Here is a 20115-nt window from a genome sequence, read left to right on the forward strand (position 1 = left end):
TTACCGGAAGCGGTCTTTTTTATCTTTACTTTTCCATAACACTTTCCCCCGTCTTCATTTTCCACTCCTCTTCAAGCAAAGGCCAATCCGGATTATACGTATGCGCTTCTTCCATCAGATTTTTGAGTTCTTTCACTTTTGACGGTTCTGAAGGGAATAGATTCTGCTGCTCCGCAGGGTCAACAGCCAGATTATACAACTCATATGTGGAAGCCCCTCCTTTAGAAGCATTCAGACGAATCAATTTCCAATCCCCTTTTCGTACCGCCTGTCGGCCCCCCAATTCCTGAAATTCAAAATAGAAATAATCGTGCTTTTTCTGTTCTCCTTTTCCCGTGAGTAAAGGCACTAAACTAATTCCATCCGTCGTTCCGGCTTCACTACCTGTCAAAGCTGCAAAAGTGGGCATCATATCCCAGAAAGAACACATAAAATCCGTTTCTCCCCCTTGCACAATTCCCGGCCATACAACAATAAACGGAACCCGAATTCCTCCTTCGTACACATCCCGTTTGTATCCCCGAAAACCTCCGTTACTATTAAAAAAATCCGGATCAGCTCCCCCTTCTTTATGCGGACCATTATCACTCGTGAAAACGAGAATCGTATTCTCATAAAGTCCCAATTCCTTTAACTTAGCTACCACTTGCCCAACATATACATCCAAACGATAAATCATAGCCGCAAAAGTAGCATGCGGTTCCGGCTGGGAACAATATCCACCCTTTCGGAACATTTTACACCCTGCATCACATCCCTTAAACGGTTTTTCCGGATAAAGTCCCCTGAACTTCTGTATGATACTATCTTCGGGCACAATTAATTCCGCATGAGGAATCACATAAGGCAAGAATAAAAAAAACGGCTTGTCTTTATTCTTTTCGATAAACTCTAATCCCTTTTTATGAATGGTATCTTGTGTATAGACGCCATATCCTCCGTTGTAATTCCCGGTCAACTCGATCCTCCGGTCGTTTTCCCACAAATGATCGGCATAATAATTATGAGCCAACAACTGACAATTATAGCCAAAAAAATCATCTATTCCCTGCTTATTCGGATCACCCTCCGAACCCGGAGAACCCAATCCCCATTTTCCAAATGCTCCTGTCACATAACCGGCATCCTTGAATACCTTGAAAATAGAAGCCATACCTTCCGGCAAAGCAGCTTGCCCCTCCGGCTCTACCTCCTTATTACCCCGGATGGGAGCATGTCCGGAATGTAAACCGGATATCAGACAAGCCCGCGAAGGAGCACTGACCGTCGTCCCGGAATAGCATTGGGTAAATCTCAAGCCCTCCTGTGCCAAACGATCGATATTAGGCGTATTAAACTTCTGCTGCCCATAACAACTGATATCCCCATACCCCAAATCATCAGCAATAATAAAAACGATATTAGGAGTCCGTTCGGAGGATGGTTCCGCAGCCGAAACCAAAGCCGAAACTCCGCAAACCCCGTAAGTCAAAGCAGGAAGAACAAAATTTTTATTCATAACTCAATTTTTATCCATAATATAAATGATCCTTAACAAGCGTCTTAACAGGCAAAAATCTACCTATTCTATGGTAACAATACTTCCAATCTGTCCAGTTGTTCTTTCATCCCGGAACGAATAGACATATCCCGCTCGGTGATATAAGCTGCCCGCAAATCTGGCAGAAAAATAATAGCGTCCAGATTTGCTATATACTTCGCAGCCCGTAAACGTACTAGTGGTGAAACATCATAGAGTAATCCCTGTACCCAACGTTTAGCATCCCAGGAATAATGAGACTCCAGCCAATCCAAAGCTGCAATTTTTTCATCGTCAGACCCGTATAATAAAACTTGAAAAAAAGCGGATTCCTGTTGTAAATCTTCAACACTCATTAACAATTCCTGCCGGTAGATTTCCGGTCGTACAACCTCCTTTTTATAAGCAACAAAAGGTTTATTTAACGTCCAACGCACCATACGAGGGATCATCCACATCATGCCTGGTGTAGCTTCAGGATGAGCAATCGAACTGAATACCCGCCCTTTTCCATATAAATTAGCGATAAAAAAAGGTTTGTTATTCGTCATATTCGCCGGAGCTCCCCCTTCTTCTTTGACATCACTCTGCATAAGGGCCAATACGGTATTTTGTAAGGTATCAAAAGGATTTTTCACAAAAACCGGTCCCTCATAATACATGACATAGCAAGTATCAAAGGAAGAAAGCTCCGGAAAAATGTCTTTTCCCTCCTCCAAAATCGTAAATTTAACCAAGCCGTGCCCCCGGTTGTCATGTTCTATATCGATTGCCTGTTCCCCGTTCAACCTCATACACGCATAAGCGGGAGTGTTAGAAAACAAATAAGCTCCGGCACAAATGCCAACAGCTCCTTTTCCCTCTGCCACAAATTTTTCGATCCGCAAGCGGTTTTCCGCTCCCAGATTTAAAAATTGCCGGCTTCCTCCTCCTCCGGGAATTACAATAGCCTCCAGAGAATCGAGTATGCCACAGGCAATATCGGACGAGGTAATTACCCGCACTTCCATCTGCGGATCGATCCGCAGCGCCGCAACAGTTTCCCAAATACACGTCTGAGCTCCTCCATGCCCCTCAAATACCCCTACCGCAATCTTTTCGGAAGCGGGAAAAACATTTTGACGATCAGCTGAAGGGGAACATCCCCAAATCCCCCAAAGACAGAAAAACAGTAAAAATTTGCGTTTCATGATCCTACACGGTTGTCATTCCAAAAATAGAAAACGTCCGCAAACCTAAACGCAAAGCGGAACGCCAATTTTAAATAATAAGATCCGTTAAGCTGATACGAAAATAGAAAACAGATCTATACTACTCTTTATTATGGAAGAATTGACAATAATTTAACCTTTTATGTAACAAATGTAATAAACTTTATGAAATCTTCCTATGTCTTAGTACTTTTAAGAATATAAATGAAAAGAGTAATATTATATTTCGTATGCCTATGAATTCTGCTAGAACAACAACATTTCTACCTCTTTCTCAAACCTTTGTGTGAATTAATTCCTCATTTACAAACTAAATTATTCTTTTTCTCCTGTTTTTATACTAACTTTGCGCCCTAATTTTATAATCACAAAATGCAGAATTTAAGGAACATTGCCATAATCGCACACGTCGACCACGGCAAAACAACCTTGGTGGACAAAATGATCCTTCAAGGTAAACTATTCAGAGAAAATGAAAAACAAGGAGGAGATCTTATCCTCGACAATAATGACCTCGAAAGGGAAAGAGGTATAACCATACTTTCTAAAAATGTATCCGTCCGGTATAAGGACTATAAGATAAATATCATAGATACCCCGGGTCACTCGGATTTTGGAGGAGAAGTAGAGCGCGTTTTAAATATGGCCGACGGAGTATTACTTTTAGTAGATGCCTTTGAAGGTACTATGCCCCAAACCCGTTTTGTATTACAAAAAGCATTGGGATTGGGCAAGAAAGCAATTGTCGTCATCAACAAAGTAGATAAACCGAATTGCCGTCCAGAGGAGGTACAGGAAGAAGTTTTTGACTTAATGTTTTCTTTGGGCGCCTCGGAAGAACAATTGGATTTCGTTACCATTTACGGAAGTGCTAAACAAGGCTGGATGTCGACAGACTGGAAAAAACCGACTACTGATATCACCGCTTTATTAGACGCAATTATTGCAAACATTCCGGCGCCTCAGGCTGCAACAGGAACTCCTCAGATGCTTATTACCTCGCTGGAATATTCTTCTTATGTCGGCCGTATTGCCATCGGAAAGTTAACACGCGGAACTTTAAAAGCAAGCCAGGCAGTCACACTCTGTAAAAGAGACGGCATAACACTCGAAAAAACGCGTATTAAGGACTTAATGCTCTTCGAAGGTTTGGAGAAAAAGAAGGTAGAAGAAGTAAATGCCGGTGAGATATGTGCCTTGGTAGGGATTGAAGGCTTTGAAATCGGAGACACCATAGCGGATTACGAGAATCCGGAAGCCCTTCCGCCCATCGCTATTGACGAACCGACCATGAGTATGCTCTTCACCATTAATAATTCTCCTTTTTTTGGGAAAGACGGGAAATATGTCACTTCCCGCCACATCAAAGAAAGACTGGATAAAGAACTGGAAAAAAATCTGGCATTAAAAGTACAACCGGGTCCCAGCGCCGATTCTTTCGTTGTATTTGGAAGAGGCGTACTGCATTTAAGCGTATTGATTGAAACCATGCGACGCGAAGGCTATGAGCTCCAGGTAGGGCAACCGAAAGTCATTATCAAAGAAATGGACGGTAAAAAATGTGAACCCGTAGAGCAACTTACCATCGATATTCCGGAAGAATTTTCCGGGAAAGCCATCGAAATGGTAACCAAACGTAAAGGAAGCCTCAATAATATGGAAACGCGGGGAGACCGGGTTCATCTGGATTTTGACATCCCTTCCAGAGGAATCATCGGCTTACGTAGTAACCTGCTTACCGCTTCGGCTGGTGAAGCAGTCATCGCCCATCGGTTAAAAGGATTTGAACCTTATAAAGGTGATATCGAAATGCGCATCAACGGTTCGTTGATCGCCATGGAAACAGGGGATACTTTTGCCTATGCCATAAACAAACTTCAGGACAGAGGTAAATTTTTCATTGAGCCCGGAGAAACGGTCTACGCCGGACAAGTAATCGGCGAAAGTACACGTCCGGATGATATCGTCATCAATGTGTGTAAATCGAAAAAACTGACCAATATGCGCGCCAGCGGATCGGATGACAAAGTAAATATTGCACCCCCCGTTAAATTCAGCCTGGAAGAAGCGCTCGAATACATACAGGAAGACGAATACGTAGAAGTAACTCCTCACTCTATGCGCCTCCGGAAAATATATTTGGACGAAACAGAACGGAAACGGCACGAGAAATCCAAATCAAATGACTAATATAAAAGAGAGGGTTGTCTGAAAAGGTAAAGCGACCCATAGCAGACACCCCTCCTCTTTATTTCTTTCCTACATTTTTGCTTTTTGAGTTTTCCTTTTTATCTTTGTTACATGTATTTGGTGTTCATCTCCGTAATTCCCGGATATGAATGAAAAGGGAACCGGGTGTAAATCCCGGACAGTACCCGCTGCTGTAAGCTTCCTCAAGGAAAAGCAAACTTAGCCACTGTTGAACCGACGGGAAGGCGCTTCACTCCGGAAGCAAGTCAGAAGACCTGCCAAATATCGATTTGCAGCTTTCGGGACAAAAGCATCAGGTCATATCAAGCCTGCACTTGTTATTTCCTAAATTTTCCCCCGAAAAAAATGCCCGGAGAAAGGATAAACTGTAACTGAATCTATCACTTTCCCGGGCTTTTTAATAAAGAACCCTATTTTCCCTTCCCTATCTTCCCTCTTTCCGGCTCAAAGAATCCCGTTGTAATTCCCCCGTATCCGTCCTTTCTTTTTTGTATTTCCGGATTAAAGCATGAATTTGTTCCACCTCTGCTTCTGTCAACTGACCCGCTTTAAAAAACTCTATCACACAATCTTTATTAATCCATAATACGACAAACTTATTGTTCACATTTCCTAACTTCCAGGCATGTTTTAAAGTATGATCGGGATCATTATAAACATAAGCCTGAGTTCCTGCAATTTCTTTCCGAATCATAAAACGAAGCAATGAATTAGCTAGTAAAGGAGCATCCTTTAAGTTAACAATCCCGTAAGATTCTATGTTTTCATCCGTAAAAGGATGTTTTTTAAAATAATTTCTAAATTCCCGGTTCTGGCTCGGATGATCCGGATCTACGTAAAAAATAAGCAAATGCTTCTCCCCTAAATAAGGCAACTGCAAAGGTTTATTATAGGCATCATAAATCGTTATGGGACAAACCTTCTGCCCTAACTGTGCCTTAACGGGCAAAGCAAAGAGAAGCAAAAATACAATTATGACAAATATATGCCCCATAAAAAATGATTTGAAAAAAATAAACATTGGCATCATTATTGCCGTAAAATTCTGCAAGCAATTTGCAACTGAATGCAAAATATATAGCAAAATGCGTGCTAAAAACATTAAATCAGATAAAAAGTATTTTTATGCTATCACGAATCCTTTATATAAATCTATTTTTATTCTTCTTTTCGATGAATAATTACGGACAGTATAAGGATGTAATCCGGGATACGCTCATCATTCAAAAACAGGATAGCATAAAAAAAAATAACATCTTTCGCCGTATTTATAAATATTTTCAGGAAGCAAATAAACCCAAAGAAGAAAAAAAATTCGATTTTAGTATTATCGGAGGTCCTCATTTTGCCAGTGATACCAAATTAGGACTAGGATTGGTCGCCTCCGGCTTATATCGGGTAGACCATACCGATAAATCCCTATCTCCTTCCAATGTCTCTTTTTACGGGGACGTGACCACTACTGGTTATTATCTGCTAGGGGTAAACGGCAATACTCTTTTCCCCAAGGAAAAATACCGATTGGATTTCGACCTCTATTTTTTCTCTTTTCCAAGTAAATATTGGGGGATAGGCTACAAAAACGGAAGCCAGGAAGCCCATTATACCACCTACGACCGGAAAGAAGTGCAATGGAAAATTAATTTCCTGACAAAAATTGCTCCCAACACTTTCGTCGGAATCACAGGATTATACCGACACGTAAACGGAAAACATTTTAAAGACATCGCCTTTTTAGAAGGAGAAAAAAGTAACATCTCTACTTTCGGAGGAGGAATTTTAATTTCTTACGACTCCAGGGATTTTATCCCAAACCCTTATACCGGCATTTATGCAAAAGTAGAACAGACTTTTTACCCTTCTTTTTTAGGGAATAAATATTCTTTCCGGAGGACAGATATCATATTAAGACATTATTCCCCCCTTTGGAAAGGGGCCATTCTGGCTTCCGATCTGGAAGGAATTTTAAACTACGGAGATACTCCCTGGAGTATGGTGGCCCAACTTGGAGGAGCTTATCAAATGAGAGGATATTATGAAGGTCAATACCGGGATGAAAATTTGATTCAAACCCAATTTGAGTTAAGGCAAAAAATATACAATCGTCATGGAATCGCTGTCTGGGTGGGAGCAGGAAATGTTTTTCCCAAATTCAGCCGGTTTAAATGGGACGAAACTCTACCCTCCTACGGCATAGGCTACCGATGGGAATTTAAAAAGAGAGTGAATATACGCCTGGATTACGGTTTTGGTAAAAAACAAAGTGCATTTTATTTCAATATAAACGAGGCCTTCTAAGAGGCCCCTCAAGACGAAAAGGTATTTTTCCAATTGTCTCTTATAAAAAGTGGAATTAGAGTAAATAAACACATCTATGTATAATAAATTAAAAGAAAAATTACATCATTTCCTGAATGCCCCACAGCAATTATTCTGGTTTTATATCGGCATGAATTTAATTCCTAGTATTTGTCTGACTTTTACAGAACCTTTCACTTTTATGGGAAAATTTTTATTGATTCTTTTCCCCTTAGGATTCTATTTTATACTGTTCTCTTCCATTAAAAATACAGGTCTCTTACAATTACTGCTGTTCCCCCTGTTATTTCTCCATGCCTTTCAACTGGTATTGTTTTATCTTTTCGGAGAAGCAGTCATCGCCGTAGATATGTTTCTGAATATTGCAACTACGAATGTAAGCGAAGCCTCTGAACTACTGGATAACATATGGCCAGCCGTCGTCCTAGTCTGTATTCTCTATATTCCTACCACCATTATTGCAGCAATCGCCTGCAAACACAAAGTACATACATCCCGAACTTTCCGGAGAAAAATGATTTTTGCCGGTATTCTACTCCTCTTGCTTACTTATGGACTAACTTTCTGTGCTCAAAATAAAAATACAGGCAAATTTACTTTTAAAGAAGACCTTTATCCCACGAATATATTTTATAATCTGGGATTTGCATTCAATAAATGGCATAAAAGTGAAAACTATCCCGAAACGTCAAAAGACTTTACTTTCGACGCACAAAAAGATATTCATCCGGGAAAAAGAGAAATTTATATTCTGGTAGTGGGGGAAGCCAGCCGGGCAGAAAACTGGAGCCTTAACGGTTATGAACGAACGACAACGCCTAAATTACAAAGTACCCAAGGTCTTATTTACTACCCGGATGCCATTACTCAATCGAATACGACTCACAAAAGCGTACCCCTTATCCTTTCTGCAGCTTCTGCCGAAAATTATGGAATCATCTACTCCCAAAAAAGTATACTGCAAGCGTTTAAGGAAGCCGGATTTACAACTTTATTTTTATCCAATCAGACGCCCAATCGCTCCTTTACGGATTTCTACGCCGCTCAAGCCAACATTCACCATAATCTCCGCACAGCAGACCATAGCGGATTGATCACAGCCAATAATTACGACGAAACACTCTTACCCCTGGTCCGGCAATATATAGATTCTTTACCGGGGGATTTGTTCTTCGTACTTCATACTTACGGTTCTCATTTTAATTATAAAGAACGCTATCCCAAAAGCTTCTCCCATTATACTCCGGATAATGCCACAGATGTAAAAGTCCAGAATAAATCCCAGCTGATAAATGCCTATGATAACAGTATTCTTTATACCGATATGTTTCTGAATAAATTAATCCAAACTTTAGCGGAACAAGATGCCTGTACGGCTTTATTTTATACTTCCGATCACGGAGAAGATTTATTGGATGACGACCGCAATCGCTTTTTACATTCTTCTCCTAATCCCACATTTTACCAACTCCATATCCCTATTTTCTTATGGCTTTCCGGTAATTACCAAACCGCTTATCCTCAGAAAACGGAAGCTGCTATCGAAAATCGCCTGAAACCGATAGCGACAAATTCAGCTTTCCACACCGTTCTGGATATGGCCGCTATCCGTACGAAATACTTACAGCCGGCTCTTTCTCTCGTAAACCCACAATTTGAGATTGCTCCCCGGATGTACCTTAACGACCACGACAAACCCATTCTTTTTTATAAAGCCGGTCTTAAAGAAGAGGATATGGAAATGATTAAAAAACGGAATTTATATATTTTTCAACAAGAGTAAAAAAATACGGAAAACCCACTTTTTCAGATCCGAAAGGAATTATTTTCCAACGAGAACAAAAGAACGCTCCGCTGACTAACGAACTTTTCTTTCGTGCATCACCGAAGCGTCAGATCGATATTCTCCAATACAAACTGCTATTCCCTCTGCAAAGGAATTTTCAGCCATCTGCATTCATTTCCGGTAACCAACCGGATTATTTAACAGAGGATACTGACTGTCTTTCAACTTCAACGATTTTCTCAATTCATTTTGGTCCATTGTCATGCGAGGAACGGTAGCCAATCCCATACCTGCACAAAAAAGAGCAATATTTTCAGAAACGATTCCGGCATCCAGCGCCCCTGTCAACATTTGATGCTGGGCATCCCCGCTGAATTTTGCAACATCCGAAACAAGAACCAAACAAAGAGGAGCTTCTTTCACCCAATCCTGACCCGCCGCCACAGCCGGTCTTAAATCTTTAGCGACCACTAACCGAAGCTGATGCTGATCGGCTTCATAAACATAAGCTCCTTCGGCCATACAAACATAAACATCTACGTCTTGACGATTCATGGCCGAGGGAGCCGTCCGCTTACCCGATTCCGGACGGTTAATTCCATTGGCAGCCCACAATAAATCCGATAAAGCCTGTAAATCCAATTTTTTTTCTGAAAATTCCCGGTCCGACTGCCTCTGCTCAAAAGCTTTCATTACAGACACACCCCCGTTTTTATCAGGAGCCTTCAATTTTATGGTTTCCGGCGTTTGAGCATAACCGCTCACGGAACACATACATCCTAAAAGAATACATAATCTCAAATGTTTCATAATCTTCTATTTTCAAATTTTACACCTATAAAATTACAAAAATTTTACTTCCCTTTTATCCTCTTTGTAAATCGGATTTTAAAAATAGGGGAAAATTATATAAGGAACCGTATTTGTCGAAAACCAAAACACATCTTTTTTTATACAAAATGTTTAAAATAAAACACCGTTTTTTCTATCTGAAAAATCTTCGTATTTCCTTTTCAACCCTCATGCTATTCATTAATTTTGTTTCCAGATAAATGAGTATAATAGCAGAGAAAAAATGAAAGTAGCAATAGTCGGTGTAAGCGGAGCTGTAGGACAAGAATTCTTACGAGTACTTGAGGAACGTAATTTTCCTTTAGATCAATTAATTTTATTTGGCTCTTCCCGAAGTGCCGGAAAAAAATATCTTTTTCGGGAAAGGGAGATAGAAGTAAAACTTTTACAACACAATGATGATTTTAAAGGAGTAGATATCGCCTTCACTTCTGCAGGAGGGGGAACAGCCGAGGAATATGCCGATACAATTACCCGTTATGGGACCCTTATGATTGATAACTCCAGCGCATTCCGTATGAAGGAAAATATTCCTTTGGTAGTTCCCGAAGTCAATGCCAAAGACGCAGAAAATCATCCGCTCAATATTATTGCTAATCCCAACTGCACGACCATTCAAATGGTAGTCGCCCTAAATGCTCTGGAACAAATCAGCCATATTCGTCGGGCATACGTTTCTACATATCAGGCTGCGAGCGGAGCGGGATCTGCTGCCATGGACGAACTATACAATCAATACAGGCAGACTTTAGCGAAAGAAAAAGTAAGTGTCGAAAAGTTTCCTTATCAATTGGCATTCAATCTTATTCCTCAAGTAGACGTATTTACAGAAAACGGTTACACCAAGGAGGAAATGAAAATGTATAACGAAACCCGAAAAATTATGCATTCAGATATCCAAGTAAGTGCCACTTGTGTACGGGTACCTGCTTTAAGAGCCCATTCCGAAAGCATTTGGATAGAAACAGAACGGCCCATATCTGTAGAGGAAGCCCGCGCAGCTTTTTCAAAAGCAAAAGGAATTGTCCTGCAAGATAACCCTGCACAAAAAGAATATCCGATGCCTCTCTTTGTTTCACAAAAAGACCCGGTTTATGTAGGCCGCATCCGGAAAGATCTGACAAATGAAAATGGACTGACATTCTGGGTGGTAGGAGATCAGATCAAAAAAGGAGCAGCTTTAAACGCTGTACAAATCGCAGAATATCTTCTGACAAAACGCTAGTAAAAATCTACACTAAACTAGAACGACCGAAAATCCTTTTTTACCGGATTTTCGGTCGTTCCAGCAAATGAAATTTCTATAAACGATACTGAAGTTCTGCCAAAGCGACTTTTCGTAACACAGGGATTTCTCGATTTCCGGAACAAATATAAGAAACATAAGAGGGATCAATTTTACACTCTGAAATCTTTACTTCTCTTTTTTCCATCCCTTGTCCTAACAATACAATGGCTTGTTCAAATTTTACCCTAAAAGCTGATAAGGAAGCTGATAAGCCCTCTCCCGTATATTTTAAAAAACTTTCTTTCACGCTCCATAACCGATAAAAAAGTTCCACCTGTTTTTCCTCCTCCCCGATATCCTCCAACTGCCGAATTTCTTCCGCATGAAAAAAACGACGGGCTACAGCTAATCGGAGTTTTCCTTTTTTTTCAATATCCACTCCTACAGGAGTGTCGGAAAAAGCACATAAAACATATTCTCCAGAATGTGATACATTGAAAAAGACATCTTTTCTCTCCTTTATATACGGTTTTCCATGAGCCCCCCGAATAAAAGTATAAGCTCCCGCATCTATTCCCCAATAAATCTTTAAGCCGTAATTTCTCAAAGCCTCTCCCCACAACCGAGCTGTACGGGATTTCAGATTTCGAATCGAACGAACTTCCTGAAAAGCATTCTCCCCTACCAAAGAAGCAAAATCGACTTCCTTGCATACCTCCTCCCCTCCTTCAGAGAGATTTATATATAAAACAGCCAACATTCTATTTTAATTTCAAAACCATTAGAAAACTTTTCAAACCTACAGTATACAAAATAACGAAGGAAATTATATCTTTGCAATAAAAGCAGGGAAAATATAAAAAGAGAAAATTAAGCCGATCTTCAGCCAGACGAGAGACAGCTGTTTAAACAATTAACACTTGAAAACATCTGATTTTAAGAATTTAACGTTTCATTTAAAAAAAACGTTTGAAATATTGGAAGTTTATATGAATTTCTTTACTTTTACCCGCTGTAAGTGAGATGTAATAAATACAAATTAAATTGATATCATGGAAGTAAAAAAGGCACCAAAAGCAGATCTTGAAGGCAAGAAAACGCTCTTTTTCGAGATCGGACTTGTGCTTGCTTTGGGAATCTTATTGTATGCTTTTACCTGGAAAACTGAAACAGCACAGACAAAGGAAATGGATACAAATACTCAAATGCAGGTAGAAGAAGAAGTTATCCCTATTACACAACAGAACACCCCTCCTCCTCCTCCTCCTCCTCCAGCTCCGAAATTGACGGACCTGATTGATATTGTAGAAAATGACCAGGATATCGATGATGAACTCGAAATTACTGATGCTGAGGACCAAACAGAGAATACAGTTGTTGACGTTACAGCATTCGAAGGTTACGGAGAAGAAGATACCGGTGAGCAGGAAATTTTCCAGGTGGTAGAAGAAATGCCCGCCTTTACAGCAGAAGGGGGAAATGTCAATAAATGGATCAGTAAGAATATAAAATATCCGATCCTGGCTCAAGAAAATGGTATTCAGGGAAAAGTTTATCTTCAGTTTGTGATTGAAAAAGACGGAAGTATCACGGACGTAAGAGTAGCGAGAGGAGTAGATGCATCTTTGGATAAAGAAGCCATCCGCGTTATTCAGAGTATGCCGAAGTGGAAACCGGGAAAACAGAGAGGTAAACCAGTAAGAGTTTCTTATACGTTGCCGATCAATTTCCAACTGAACTAACAGAAATAACCAATAGCAAAAGGGGGCTGTCATTTATGTCAGCCCCTTCTTGTCTCTATAAACTTTATCCCTTTTTATACGTTTATAAAACCGGATATATCATTAAAATTTATCGCAATACATCAAATTTATATGGGTGAATTCTATTATACAAAAAAAGAAGCAGAAAAAGCCATTTTAGTGGGAGTAGCTTTACAGGAAGAAGGAATAAATTATGAAAGAATGTGTGAATATTTGGACGAACTGGCATTTTTAGCAGAAACAGCAGGAGCAGAAACCATTAAAGTATTCACTCAAAATCTGGATAAACCCGTTAACAGCACGTTTATCGGCAAAGGGAAACTAGAAGAAATCCGCCAATATATTGAAGAAAACGAAACCGACTTGGTTATTTTTGACGATGAATTAAGTCCCACTCAACTTCGTAACATTGAAAACGAACTAAAAGGAGTAAAAGTCCTCGACCGCACCAATCTTATTCTCGATATCTTTGCAAACCGAGCCCGCACAGCCCACGCCAAAACACAGGTGGAACTGGCACAATACCAATATTTATTACCCCGTCTCGCTGGCATGTGGACTCACTTGGAAAGACAAAAAGGAGGGATCGGCCTAAGAGGTCCCGGAGAAACAGAAATAGAAACGGACCGACGCGTTATCCGGGATAAAATTACCCGCCTCAAAGAACAATTAACAAGGGTCGATAAACAAATGTCTACACAGCGTAAAAACAGGGGAAAACTTGTAAGAGTAGCTCTCGTAGGCTATACAAATGTCGGGAAATCCACCCTGATGAATTTGCTCAGTAAATCTGAAGTATTCGCCGAGAATAAACTATTCGCAACCCTCGATACAACCGTCCGGAAAATCACAATCAAAAATGTGCCTCTGCTTTTAGCAGATACAGTAGGATTTATCCGGAAATTACCCACACATCTGATCGAATCGTTCAAATCTACTTTAGACGAAGTAAGGGAAGCCGACGTAATTTTACATGTGGTAGATATTTCACATCCGCAATTCGAAGATCAGCTAAAGGTAGTCAATGAAACATTAGCTGAACTGATAAAAGAACCGAAACCCACGATCATCGTATTTAATAAAATCGACGCTTTTACTTATACACCTAAGGACGAAGACGATCTCACCCCTACAGAACGCTGCAATTACAGTCTGGAAGATTTAAAACAAATGTGGATGTCTAAACAAGGTTGCGAAACCGTATACATATCTGCTGCCAAAAAAGAAAATATCGAAGAACTGAAAGAAAAACTATATGCCATCGTAAAAGAAATCCATTCTGCCCGCTTTCCATACAACGATTTTCTTTACAATACGGAAGATGAACTGCCGGAGGAAATAAACTAATTTTCTTCCGGTTTACACCTTGCCTTTACTGGAAACCGAAAGCAATGACATTTATTATTCTTTATGCCTTTTATTGATCATCCAATAAAAAACCGAAATCGAAGATACGAAAAACAGGACGCTTTTCTCCGGAATAACGCTTGATATAAGGCAACATCAATATCATTTGAAAAGTACAAAAGAGCGGAATAACTTTTTCAGAAGGGATCATTATATTCTTGCGTTCACAATACTTTTGTAAAGCGTAAATAAAAATTTTATACTCGTACTTCTCTTCGTAAGAGTTCGCCAGATATTTATCTAAAGGAACAATTACATGCCAGCATTTTAATAACTCTTCTGGAACTTCATTCCAATATACATCGGGATTTTCATCTATAAACTGAAAACTGATCCGTAAAATATCTTCTTCGGTCATGACTTTGTCTTTTCGATTATCCAACCGTTCAGCTAAAGTCATATAAAAGGCGTGGACTTAACTTATTATCCAAGGAGGTTCTAGCATTACCTGGAAACTTAATAAGCAAGCCCACGCCATATTATTATTCCTATACAGCGCAGGCGTTGCACACTTCGTCTCTGTTTCCGTTAGTAACTGCTAGATTCCCTAGGAAAAGACTCTATGCGAACGTAAATTTATACATTTTCTTCACAAATCGGAACAAATGTAAAGAAAAAACATATACATCCCAAGAATTTATTTTACTATTATCAGATAATAATTCTTTTTTCCGCTTTGCGCTAAAATATATTTTTGGTCGATCAGGCAATTTTCATTAACAATCGTATCTTCTCCTACTTTTTCTTTATTAATGCTAATAGAATTCGCTTTCAGTGCTCGTCGAGCCTCTCCCTTAGAACTCATAATGCCCGTTTTCTCTGCCAAAAAATCTATAATCGGTATGCCTGCTGCCAATTCCTCTGCTTTCAATTCAAATTGAGGGACACCTTCAAATACAGATAAAAAAGTCGATTCATCGATTTTTCTCAATGTTTCCGAAGTAGCATTTCCGAACAATATTTGAGAAGCTTCCAAAGCTAAATGATAGGCTTCTTCCCCATGAATCAGACAAGTAATTTCTTTCGCCAATATTTTCTGAAGTTTACGAAGATGCGGCACTTGCCGATGTTCCTCGATCAAAGCATCAATCTCAGCAGGAGGCAAAAGCGTAAATATCTTGATATATTTTTCAGCGTCTTCATCTGCAGTATTCAACCAAAATTGATAAAACTGATAAGGAGAAGTCCGGGACGGATCCAACCATATATTACCGGATTCAGTTTTCCCAAATTTTTTACCATCGCTTTTTGTCATCAATGGCCAGGTTAGACCATAAGCTTCCAACCCTTCTTTTCGCCGGATCAATTCTCCTCCTGTAGTGATATTACCCCACTGGTCAGAACCGCCCATCTGTAACAGACAGTTGTAATTTCTACGCAAATATAAAAAATCATATCCCTGCACCAATTGATAGGTAAATTCTGTAAAAGACATCCCCTGAGCAGACTCACTACTCAGTCTTTTCTTGACAGAATCTTTGGCCATCATATAATTAACCGTAATATGTTTTCCAACCTCCCGGATAAAATCTAAAAAAGAAAAATCTTTCATCCAGTCGTAATTGTTCAACATAATGGCAGCATTAGAAGCTGAAGAATTAAAATCGATAAAACGCGAAAGTTGGGCTTTAATAGCCGTCATATTGCGATGAATCGTCTCTTCGTCCAACAAATTACGTTCCTGGGATTTCCCACTCGGATCCCCGATCATTCCCGTAGCTCCTCCAATAATAAAAATAGGTTTATGACCAGCCATTTGAAAATGCTTCATCATCATCACAGACACCAAATGCCCGATATGTAAGGAATCCGCTGTCGGATCAATACCTACATATGCCGTTGTTTCTCCTTTGGCTAACTGCTCTTCCGTACCGGGCATGATATCGTGAATCATACCCCTCCACTTTAATTCATCTACAAAATTCATCGTTATTTATTTTCTAGTTTATTTTATTCTCTTTATAAATCCGATATGCACCTCCTGGGTGCTCCTGTCAATAATACAACCTCCCCGTTGTTCTCCAGAATATTGCTTCCATTTTCTCTCAGAACTTGATCATATTATACATTCGCTGTGCAAAGGTAAGAAAAGCATTGTACAAAAGACTTTTCTCTTTCACTTCCTCATTTATAAAATGAAACTTCCCGTCTAAGGCTTCTATAATGAACAAAGCGATACAGAGAAAAACAAAATATTTAGCTATTCCTAATACTGTACCCAATAGCTTATTCACCATCCCTAAAGAAATAATATCGATAAGTTTCGTCAACATCTTTCCCAACAGAGAAATCGCAACAACCACAATCAGAAAAGTAACTCCTAAAGCAACATAAGAAAGAGATTCAGAAGAGAGATTCAAAAAATCCCGCAGAAAGTCCTCCGTATACCCTGAAAATTTGATAGCTATATACACACCCAAAAGAAGTCCCAACAAAGTGGCAACTTCAATGATCAACCCCCGGGAAAAACCCCTATAAGCTCCGTATAACAAAGGCAATAATAATATAATATCTATGTAATTCACCTTAACCTCTTTATTTCAGAAAACCAAAGATAAAGTGATTTATTTAAAGATAAAGAATTTTGTAAAAAAAACTTTCCTCCAATTTTTTATCCCCCCATGGGGACGGACCTTTTTGGAGGTTCTAAATATTGAAAAAACCGCTCTTTAATCTCAGGATTTATAGAAGATAATACCTCTTCAATTTAAAAACATTCAATTGTTTGATTATCAATAATATAAAACAACATTATCCCTTATTTACTTATATTCTCCCCTGAAGGCCTCTCCCAACAAGAACAAACTCCAAGTATTACTTTTTTCAACAGTAAAGAATTTACCCCACAGGGACGGACCTTTTTGGGGGGTTTTAAATATTAAAAACCACTCTCTTTGATCTCATTATTTATAGAGAATTATAATCCTCCACCTCAAAAACATGTATCAAACTGATTATCAAAACACAAAAACCAAATATTATTTATTTACTTGCATTGCCCCAGAGGGACGGACCTTTTGTGTTATTTTTTCCAATAGCGAACGTTATACCTACTTATTCCTGTCACTTTAGATAATTGACGTACACTAGCATGAGTTTTTTGTCGCAACTCCTGAATTAACAGGATACGATCTTCTTGGGATAATTCCATGATTCCTTTGTTACCTAATTTTTGGTTACAAATATCTTTAATTTCCTGATTATTCCATTTTTTCAATTGATCAATATCCATATATTGTCCCTCATCCACTATAGAAATGTAGTTTTCAAAATCCTTTTCTTTCTTAAAAAATGTATTCAAGAATTCAGTATAAATAAAAGAAGAGTAAGAAGAAAAATAATTACAATAACTACTCCAGGTATATAGAGAAGCTTTAGTACATATTCCGGCTTTTACCGGATTTTGTAAAATATAACGAAAACATTGTAGCAAATAAATTTCATCTTCAATAACCTCGCTTTTAAAACGATCCTGAAATAAATAACCACATCGCTTATACTTATGATTAAACCACATAGCATATCTGGTTGCAATACGATGCACCCCTCGGCTAAGTTCTTCGCTTTCCACAATAAGATGTATATGATTTGTCATAAGGCAATAACAATAGATTCTAAATTTTTCCGAAGCTTGTTGTTTCAATAAATGTAAAAAAAATTGCCAATCATCGTTTTCGCAAAAAATCATCATTCGATTTATACCACGCAATATAACATGGTATACATGGGTAACCGATCGTTGACGAGCATGTCTTGGCATAGGAATGAAATATAAAGACACCTTATCAAATTTACGAAAAAAATAGATGTTTCCCAAATAACCAAAAAGGTCCGTCCCCATGGAGGGAAAAAGGAGGAGAGAACACTTTTTTCGGTTTACAATTTTCAATTCCCTATTATTTTCGTATTTTCGCAAATTGGTAAAATGGGTATTATAGCTTTTAAGCTATTGAATAAACTGTTTTTTAGTAATATTATTCATTCAAAGCGATTCAATTGCCTTTATAAGGAAGTTTATAAAACGACAAAACGAATCAAAATTTAAATTCAGTCTAATGTATAGAACACACACATGCGGACAACTGAGAGTTGAAAATGTAAATGAAAGCGTTTGTTTAAGCGGATGGGTACAAAAAATCCGTAATCTCGGTGCTATGACGTTTATCGACCTCCGCGACAGATATGGAATTACTCAGCTAGTAATAGAAGAGTCTGCTTCAGAAGAAATAAAAAGACAAGTAGATAAACTGGGACGGGAGTTTGTTATTCAAGTAAAAGGTAAGGTGGTTGAAAGAGCCAGTAAAAACAGTAAAATACCTACAGGAGAAATTGAAATTCTTATTACAGATTTAACAATCCTCAGTCGTTCGGACATTCCTCCCTTTACAATCGAAGATAACACAGATGGTGGAGACGAAATCCGGATGAAATACCGTTATTTGGATTTACGCCGGAATATGGTGAGGAAGAATTTGGAATTACGTCACCGCATGGCTCATCTGGTACGTAATTATCTGGACGGGCAACATTTTATGGAAGTTGAAACGCCGGTATTAATTAAAAGTACACCTGAAGGAGCCCGCGACTTTGTGGTACCTTCCCGTATGAATCAAGGGCAATTTTATGCTCTTCCTCAGAGTCCTCAGACATTTAAGCAATTGCTTATGGTCGCTGGTTTCGACCGTTATTATCAAATCGTAAAATGTTTCCGGGATGAAGACTTACGTGCCGACCGACAGCCGGAATTTACCCAAATCGATTGCGAAATGTCGTTTGTAGAACGAAAGGATGTATTGGAAATTTTTGAAGGGATGATTCGCCATCTCTTTAAAGAAATCAAAGGAATAGATATTCCGGAACTCCCTCGTATGAGTTGGAACGACGCCATGGAATATTATGGCTGTGATAAACCGGACATCCGTTTTGGCATGCAATTTGTCAATTTGAGCGACATAGCAAAGAATAAAGATTTTGCCGTTTTCAATTCAGCAGAATACATCGGTGCTATCTGCGCTTCGGGATGTGCCTCTTATACCCGCAAACAGCTGGATGAATTAACAGAATTTGTAAAACGTCCCCAGATTGGAGCCAAAGGACTGGTATATGTCAAATACAATGAAGACGGAACACTAAAATCCTCTGTTGACAAGTTCTATAACGAAACAGATTTAAAACAATGGATCTCTGCTTGTAAAGCTGAACCAGGAGATTTGCTTCTCCTCCTTTGTGGTCCTAAAAACAAAACACTTCCCCAACTGTGTGAATTACGTCTGGAAATGGGAGAACGTCTCGGACTGCGGGATAAAAATGTATATAAACCGTTATGGGTAGTCGATTTTCCCTTATTGGAATGGGATGAAGAAACTCAACGTTTTTATGCTATGCATCACCCCTTCACTTCTCCTAATCTGGAAGACGTGGATATGATGGAAACCAATCCCGGTGCAGTTCGGGCTAATGCATACGATATGGTCATTAACGGTGTCGAAGTCGGCGGAGGTTCTATCCGAATTCACGATACCACCTTACAACAACGTATGTTTCATTGTTTAGGGTTCACGCCGGAACAAGCCAAAAAACAATTCGGCTTCCTATTGAACGCTTTCAAATACGGAGCACCTCCTCACGGAGGCATTGCTTTTGGTTTTGACCGACTGGTTTCTATGTTTGCCGGCCTTGACAGTATCCGGGACACGATTGCTTTTCCGAAAAACAATTCGGGTCGCGACGTGATGATCGATTCTCCATCAGAAATCAGCGAAGAGCAATTTAAAGAATTGGGAATCAAACTAAACTTATAATTAAAAATGATGATTTCG

The 20115-nt window shown here is 39.2% G+C and carries 16 protein-coding genes and 1 riboswitch; of the genes, 7 read left to right on the plus strand and 9 right to left on the minus strand.

Annotation, left to right across the window (positions count from 1 at the left end):
- Nucleotides 1–25: 25 nt before the first annotated feature.
- Both HMPREF9449_RS11120 and HMPREF9449_RS11125 read right to left on the minus strand, forming a co-directional pair.
- Entirely contained in the window at nt 26–1498 is a 1473-nt protein-coding gene (locus HMPREF9449_RS11120; protein WP_009137363.1) for an arylsulfatase, read from the minus strand.
- Between the two features lie 68 nt (nt 1499–1566).
- Nucleotides 1567–2709, minus strand: a complete 1143-nt coding sequence (locus HMPREF9449_RS11125) for a BPL-N domain-containing protein (protein WP_009137364.1) — start codon at nt 2707–2709, stop codon at nt 1567–1569.
- Nucleotides 2710–3102: 393 nt separating this feature from the next.
- Here HMPREF9449_RS11125 and typA point away from each other — a divergent pair, with 393 nt between their 5' ends.
- Nucleotides 3103–4920, plus strand: coding sequence for a translational GTPase TypA (gene typA, locus HMPREF9449_RS11130; RefSeq protein ID WP_009137365.1), 1818 nt, complete (start codon nt 3103–3105; stop codon nt 4918–4920).
- A 101-nt stretch (nt 4921–5021) separates the two neighbouring features.
- Nucleotides 5022–5217, plus strand: a riboswitch (cobalamin riboswitch).
- 148 nt (nt 5218–5365) lie between these two features.
- Here typA and HMPREF9449_RS11135 read toward each other — a convergent pair.
- The gene (locus tag HMPREF9449_RS11135) at nt 5366–5935 is read right to left on the minus strand and encodes a YtfJ family protein (RefSeq protein ID WP_009137366.1); all 570 of its coding nucleotides are present in this window, start codon (nt 5933–5935) and stop codon (nt 5366–5368) included.
- Between the two features lie 131 nt (nt 5936–6066).
- Here HMPREF9449_RS11135 and HMPREF9449_RS11140 point away from each other — a divergent pair, with 131 nt between their 5' ends.
- On the plus strand, nt 6067–7239 hold the full coding sequence (locus HMPREF9449_RS11140) for a BamA/TamA family outer membrane protein (protein ID WP_009137367.1): 1173 nt from the start codon (nt 6067–6069) through the stop codon (nt 7237–7239).
- A gap of 76 nt (nt 7240–7315) precedes the next feature.
- Nucleotides 7316–9043, plus strand: coding sequence for a phosphoethanolamine transferase (locus HMPREF9449_RS11145; protein WP_009137368.1), 1728 nt, complete (start codon nt 7316–7318; stop codon nt 9041–9043).
- Nucleotides 9044–9217: 174 nt separating this feature from the next.
- Here the strand turns inward: HMPREF9449_RS11145 and HMPREF9449_RS11150 are convergent, their stop codons facing one another.
- On the minus strand, nt 9218–9856 hold the full coding sequence (locus HMPREF9449_RS11150) for a SagB/ThcOx family dehydrogenase (RefSeq protein WP_009137369.1): 639 nt from the start codon (nt 9854–9856) through the stop codon (nt 9218–9220).
- A gap of 265 nt (nt 9857–10121) precedes the next feature.
- Between HMPREF9449_RS11150 and HMPREF9449_RS11155 the strand changes: the two genes are divergently transcribed.
- On the plus strand, nt 10122–11123 hold the full coding sequence (locus HMPREF9449_RS11155) for an aspartate-semialdehyde dehydrogenase (protein WP_009137370.1): 1002 nt from the start codon (nt 10122–10124) through the stop codon (nt 11121–11123).
- Nucleotides 11124–11199: 76 nt separating this feature from the next.
- On the opposite strand, the gene HMPREF9449_RS15945 is transcribed toward HMPREF9449_RS11155, so the two are convergent.
- Nucleotides 11200–11886 carry a 4'-phosphopantetheinyl transferase family protein gene (locus tag HMPREF9449_RS15945; RefSeq protein ID WP_009137371.1) on the minus strand — a complete coding sequence of 229 codons (687 nt, stop codon included), beginning with the start codon at nt 11884–11886 and terminating at the stop codon, nt 11200–11202.
- A gap of 292 nt (nt 11887–12178) precedes the next feature.
- Between HMPREF9449_RS15945 and HMPREF9449_RS11165 the strand changes: the two genes are divergently transcribed.
- Both HMPREF9449_RS11165 and hflX read left to right on the plus strand, forming a co-directional pair.
- Nucleotides 12179–12868, plus strand: coding sequence for an energy transducer TonB (locus tag HMPREF9449_RS11165; protein WP_009137372.1), 690 nt, complete (start codon nt 12179–12181; stop codon nt 12866–12868).
- Between the two features lie 132 nt (nt 12869–13000).
- A complete protein-coding gene (gene hflX / locus HMPREF9449_RS11170) occupies nt 13001–14236 on the plus strand; it encodes a GTPase HflX (RefSeq protein WP_009137373.1) in 1236 nt (411 codons plus the stop codon).
- Nucleotides 14237–14306: 70 nt separating this feature from the next.
- Here the strand turns inward: hflX and HMPREF9449_RS11175 are convergent, their stop codons facing one another.
- From HMPREF9449_RS11175 to HMPREF9449_RS11190, 4 genes are all read right to left on the minus strand, one after another.
- The gene (locus HMPREF9449_RS11175; protein WP_009137374.1) at nt 14307–14696 is read right to left on the minus strand and encodes a hypothetical protein; all 390 of its coding nucleotides are present in this window, start codon (nt 14694–14696) and stop codon (nt 14307–14309) included.
- 237 nt (nt 14697–14933) lie between these two features.
- On the minus strand, nt 14934–16223 hold the full coding sequence (tyrS, locus tag HMPREF9449_RS11180) for a tyrosine--tRNA ligase (protein WP_009137375.1): 1290 nt from the start codon (nt 16221–16223) through the stop codon (nt 14934–14936).
- 118 nt (nt 16224–16341) lie between these two features.
- Nucleotides 16342–16821 (minus strand): CvpA family protein, encoded by a 480-nt coding sequence (locus tag HMPREF9449_RS11185; protein WP_009137376.1) that lies wholly within the window; start codon nt 16819–16821, stop codon nt 16342–16344.
- A 497-nt stretch (nt 16822–17318) separates the two neighbouring features.
- Entirely contained in the window at nt 17319–18056 is a 738-nt protein-coding gene (locus tag HMPREF9449_RS11190; RefSeq protein WP_040611832.1) for a transposase, read from the minus strand.
- A gap of 295 nt (nt 18057–18351) precedes the next feature.
- Here HMPREF9449_RS11190 and aspS point away from each other — a divergent pair, with 295 nt between their 5' ends.
- Nucleotides 18352–20097, plus strand: a complete 1746-nt coding sequence (aspS, locus tag HMPREF9449_RS11195) for an aspartate--tRNA ligase (RefSeq protein WP_009137378.1) — start codon at nt 18352–18354, stop codon at nt 20095–20097.
- Nucleotides 20098–20115: the final 18 nt, after the last annotated feature.

This window comes from Odoribacter laneus YIT 12061, assembly GCF_000243215.1.
Classification (GTDB): Bacteria; Bacteroidota; Bacteroidia; order Bacteroidales; family Marinifilaceae; genus Culturomica; species Culturomica lanea.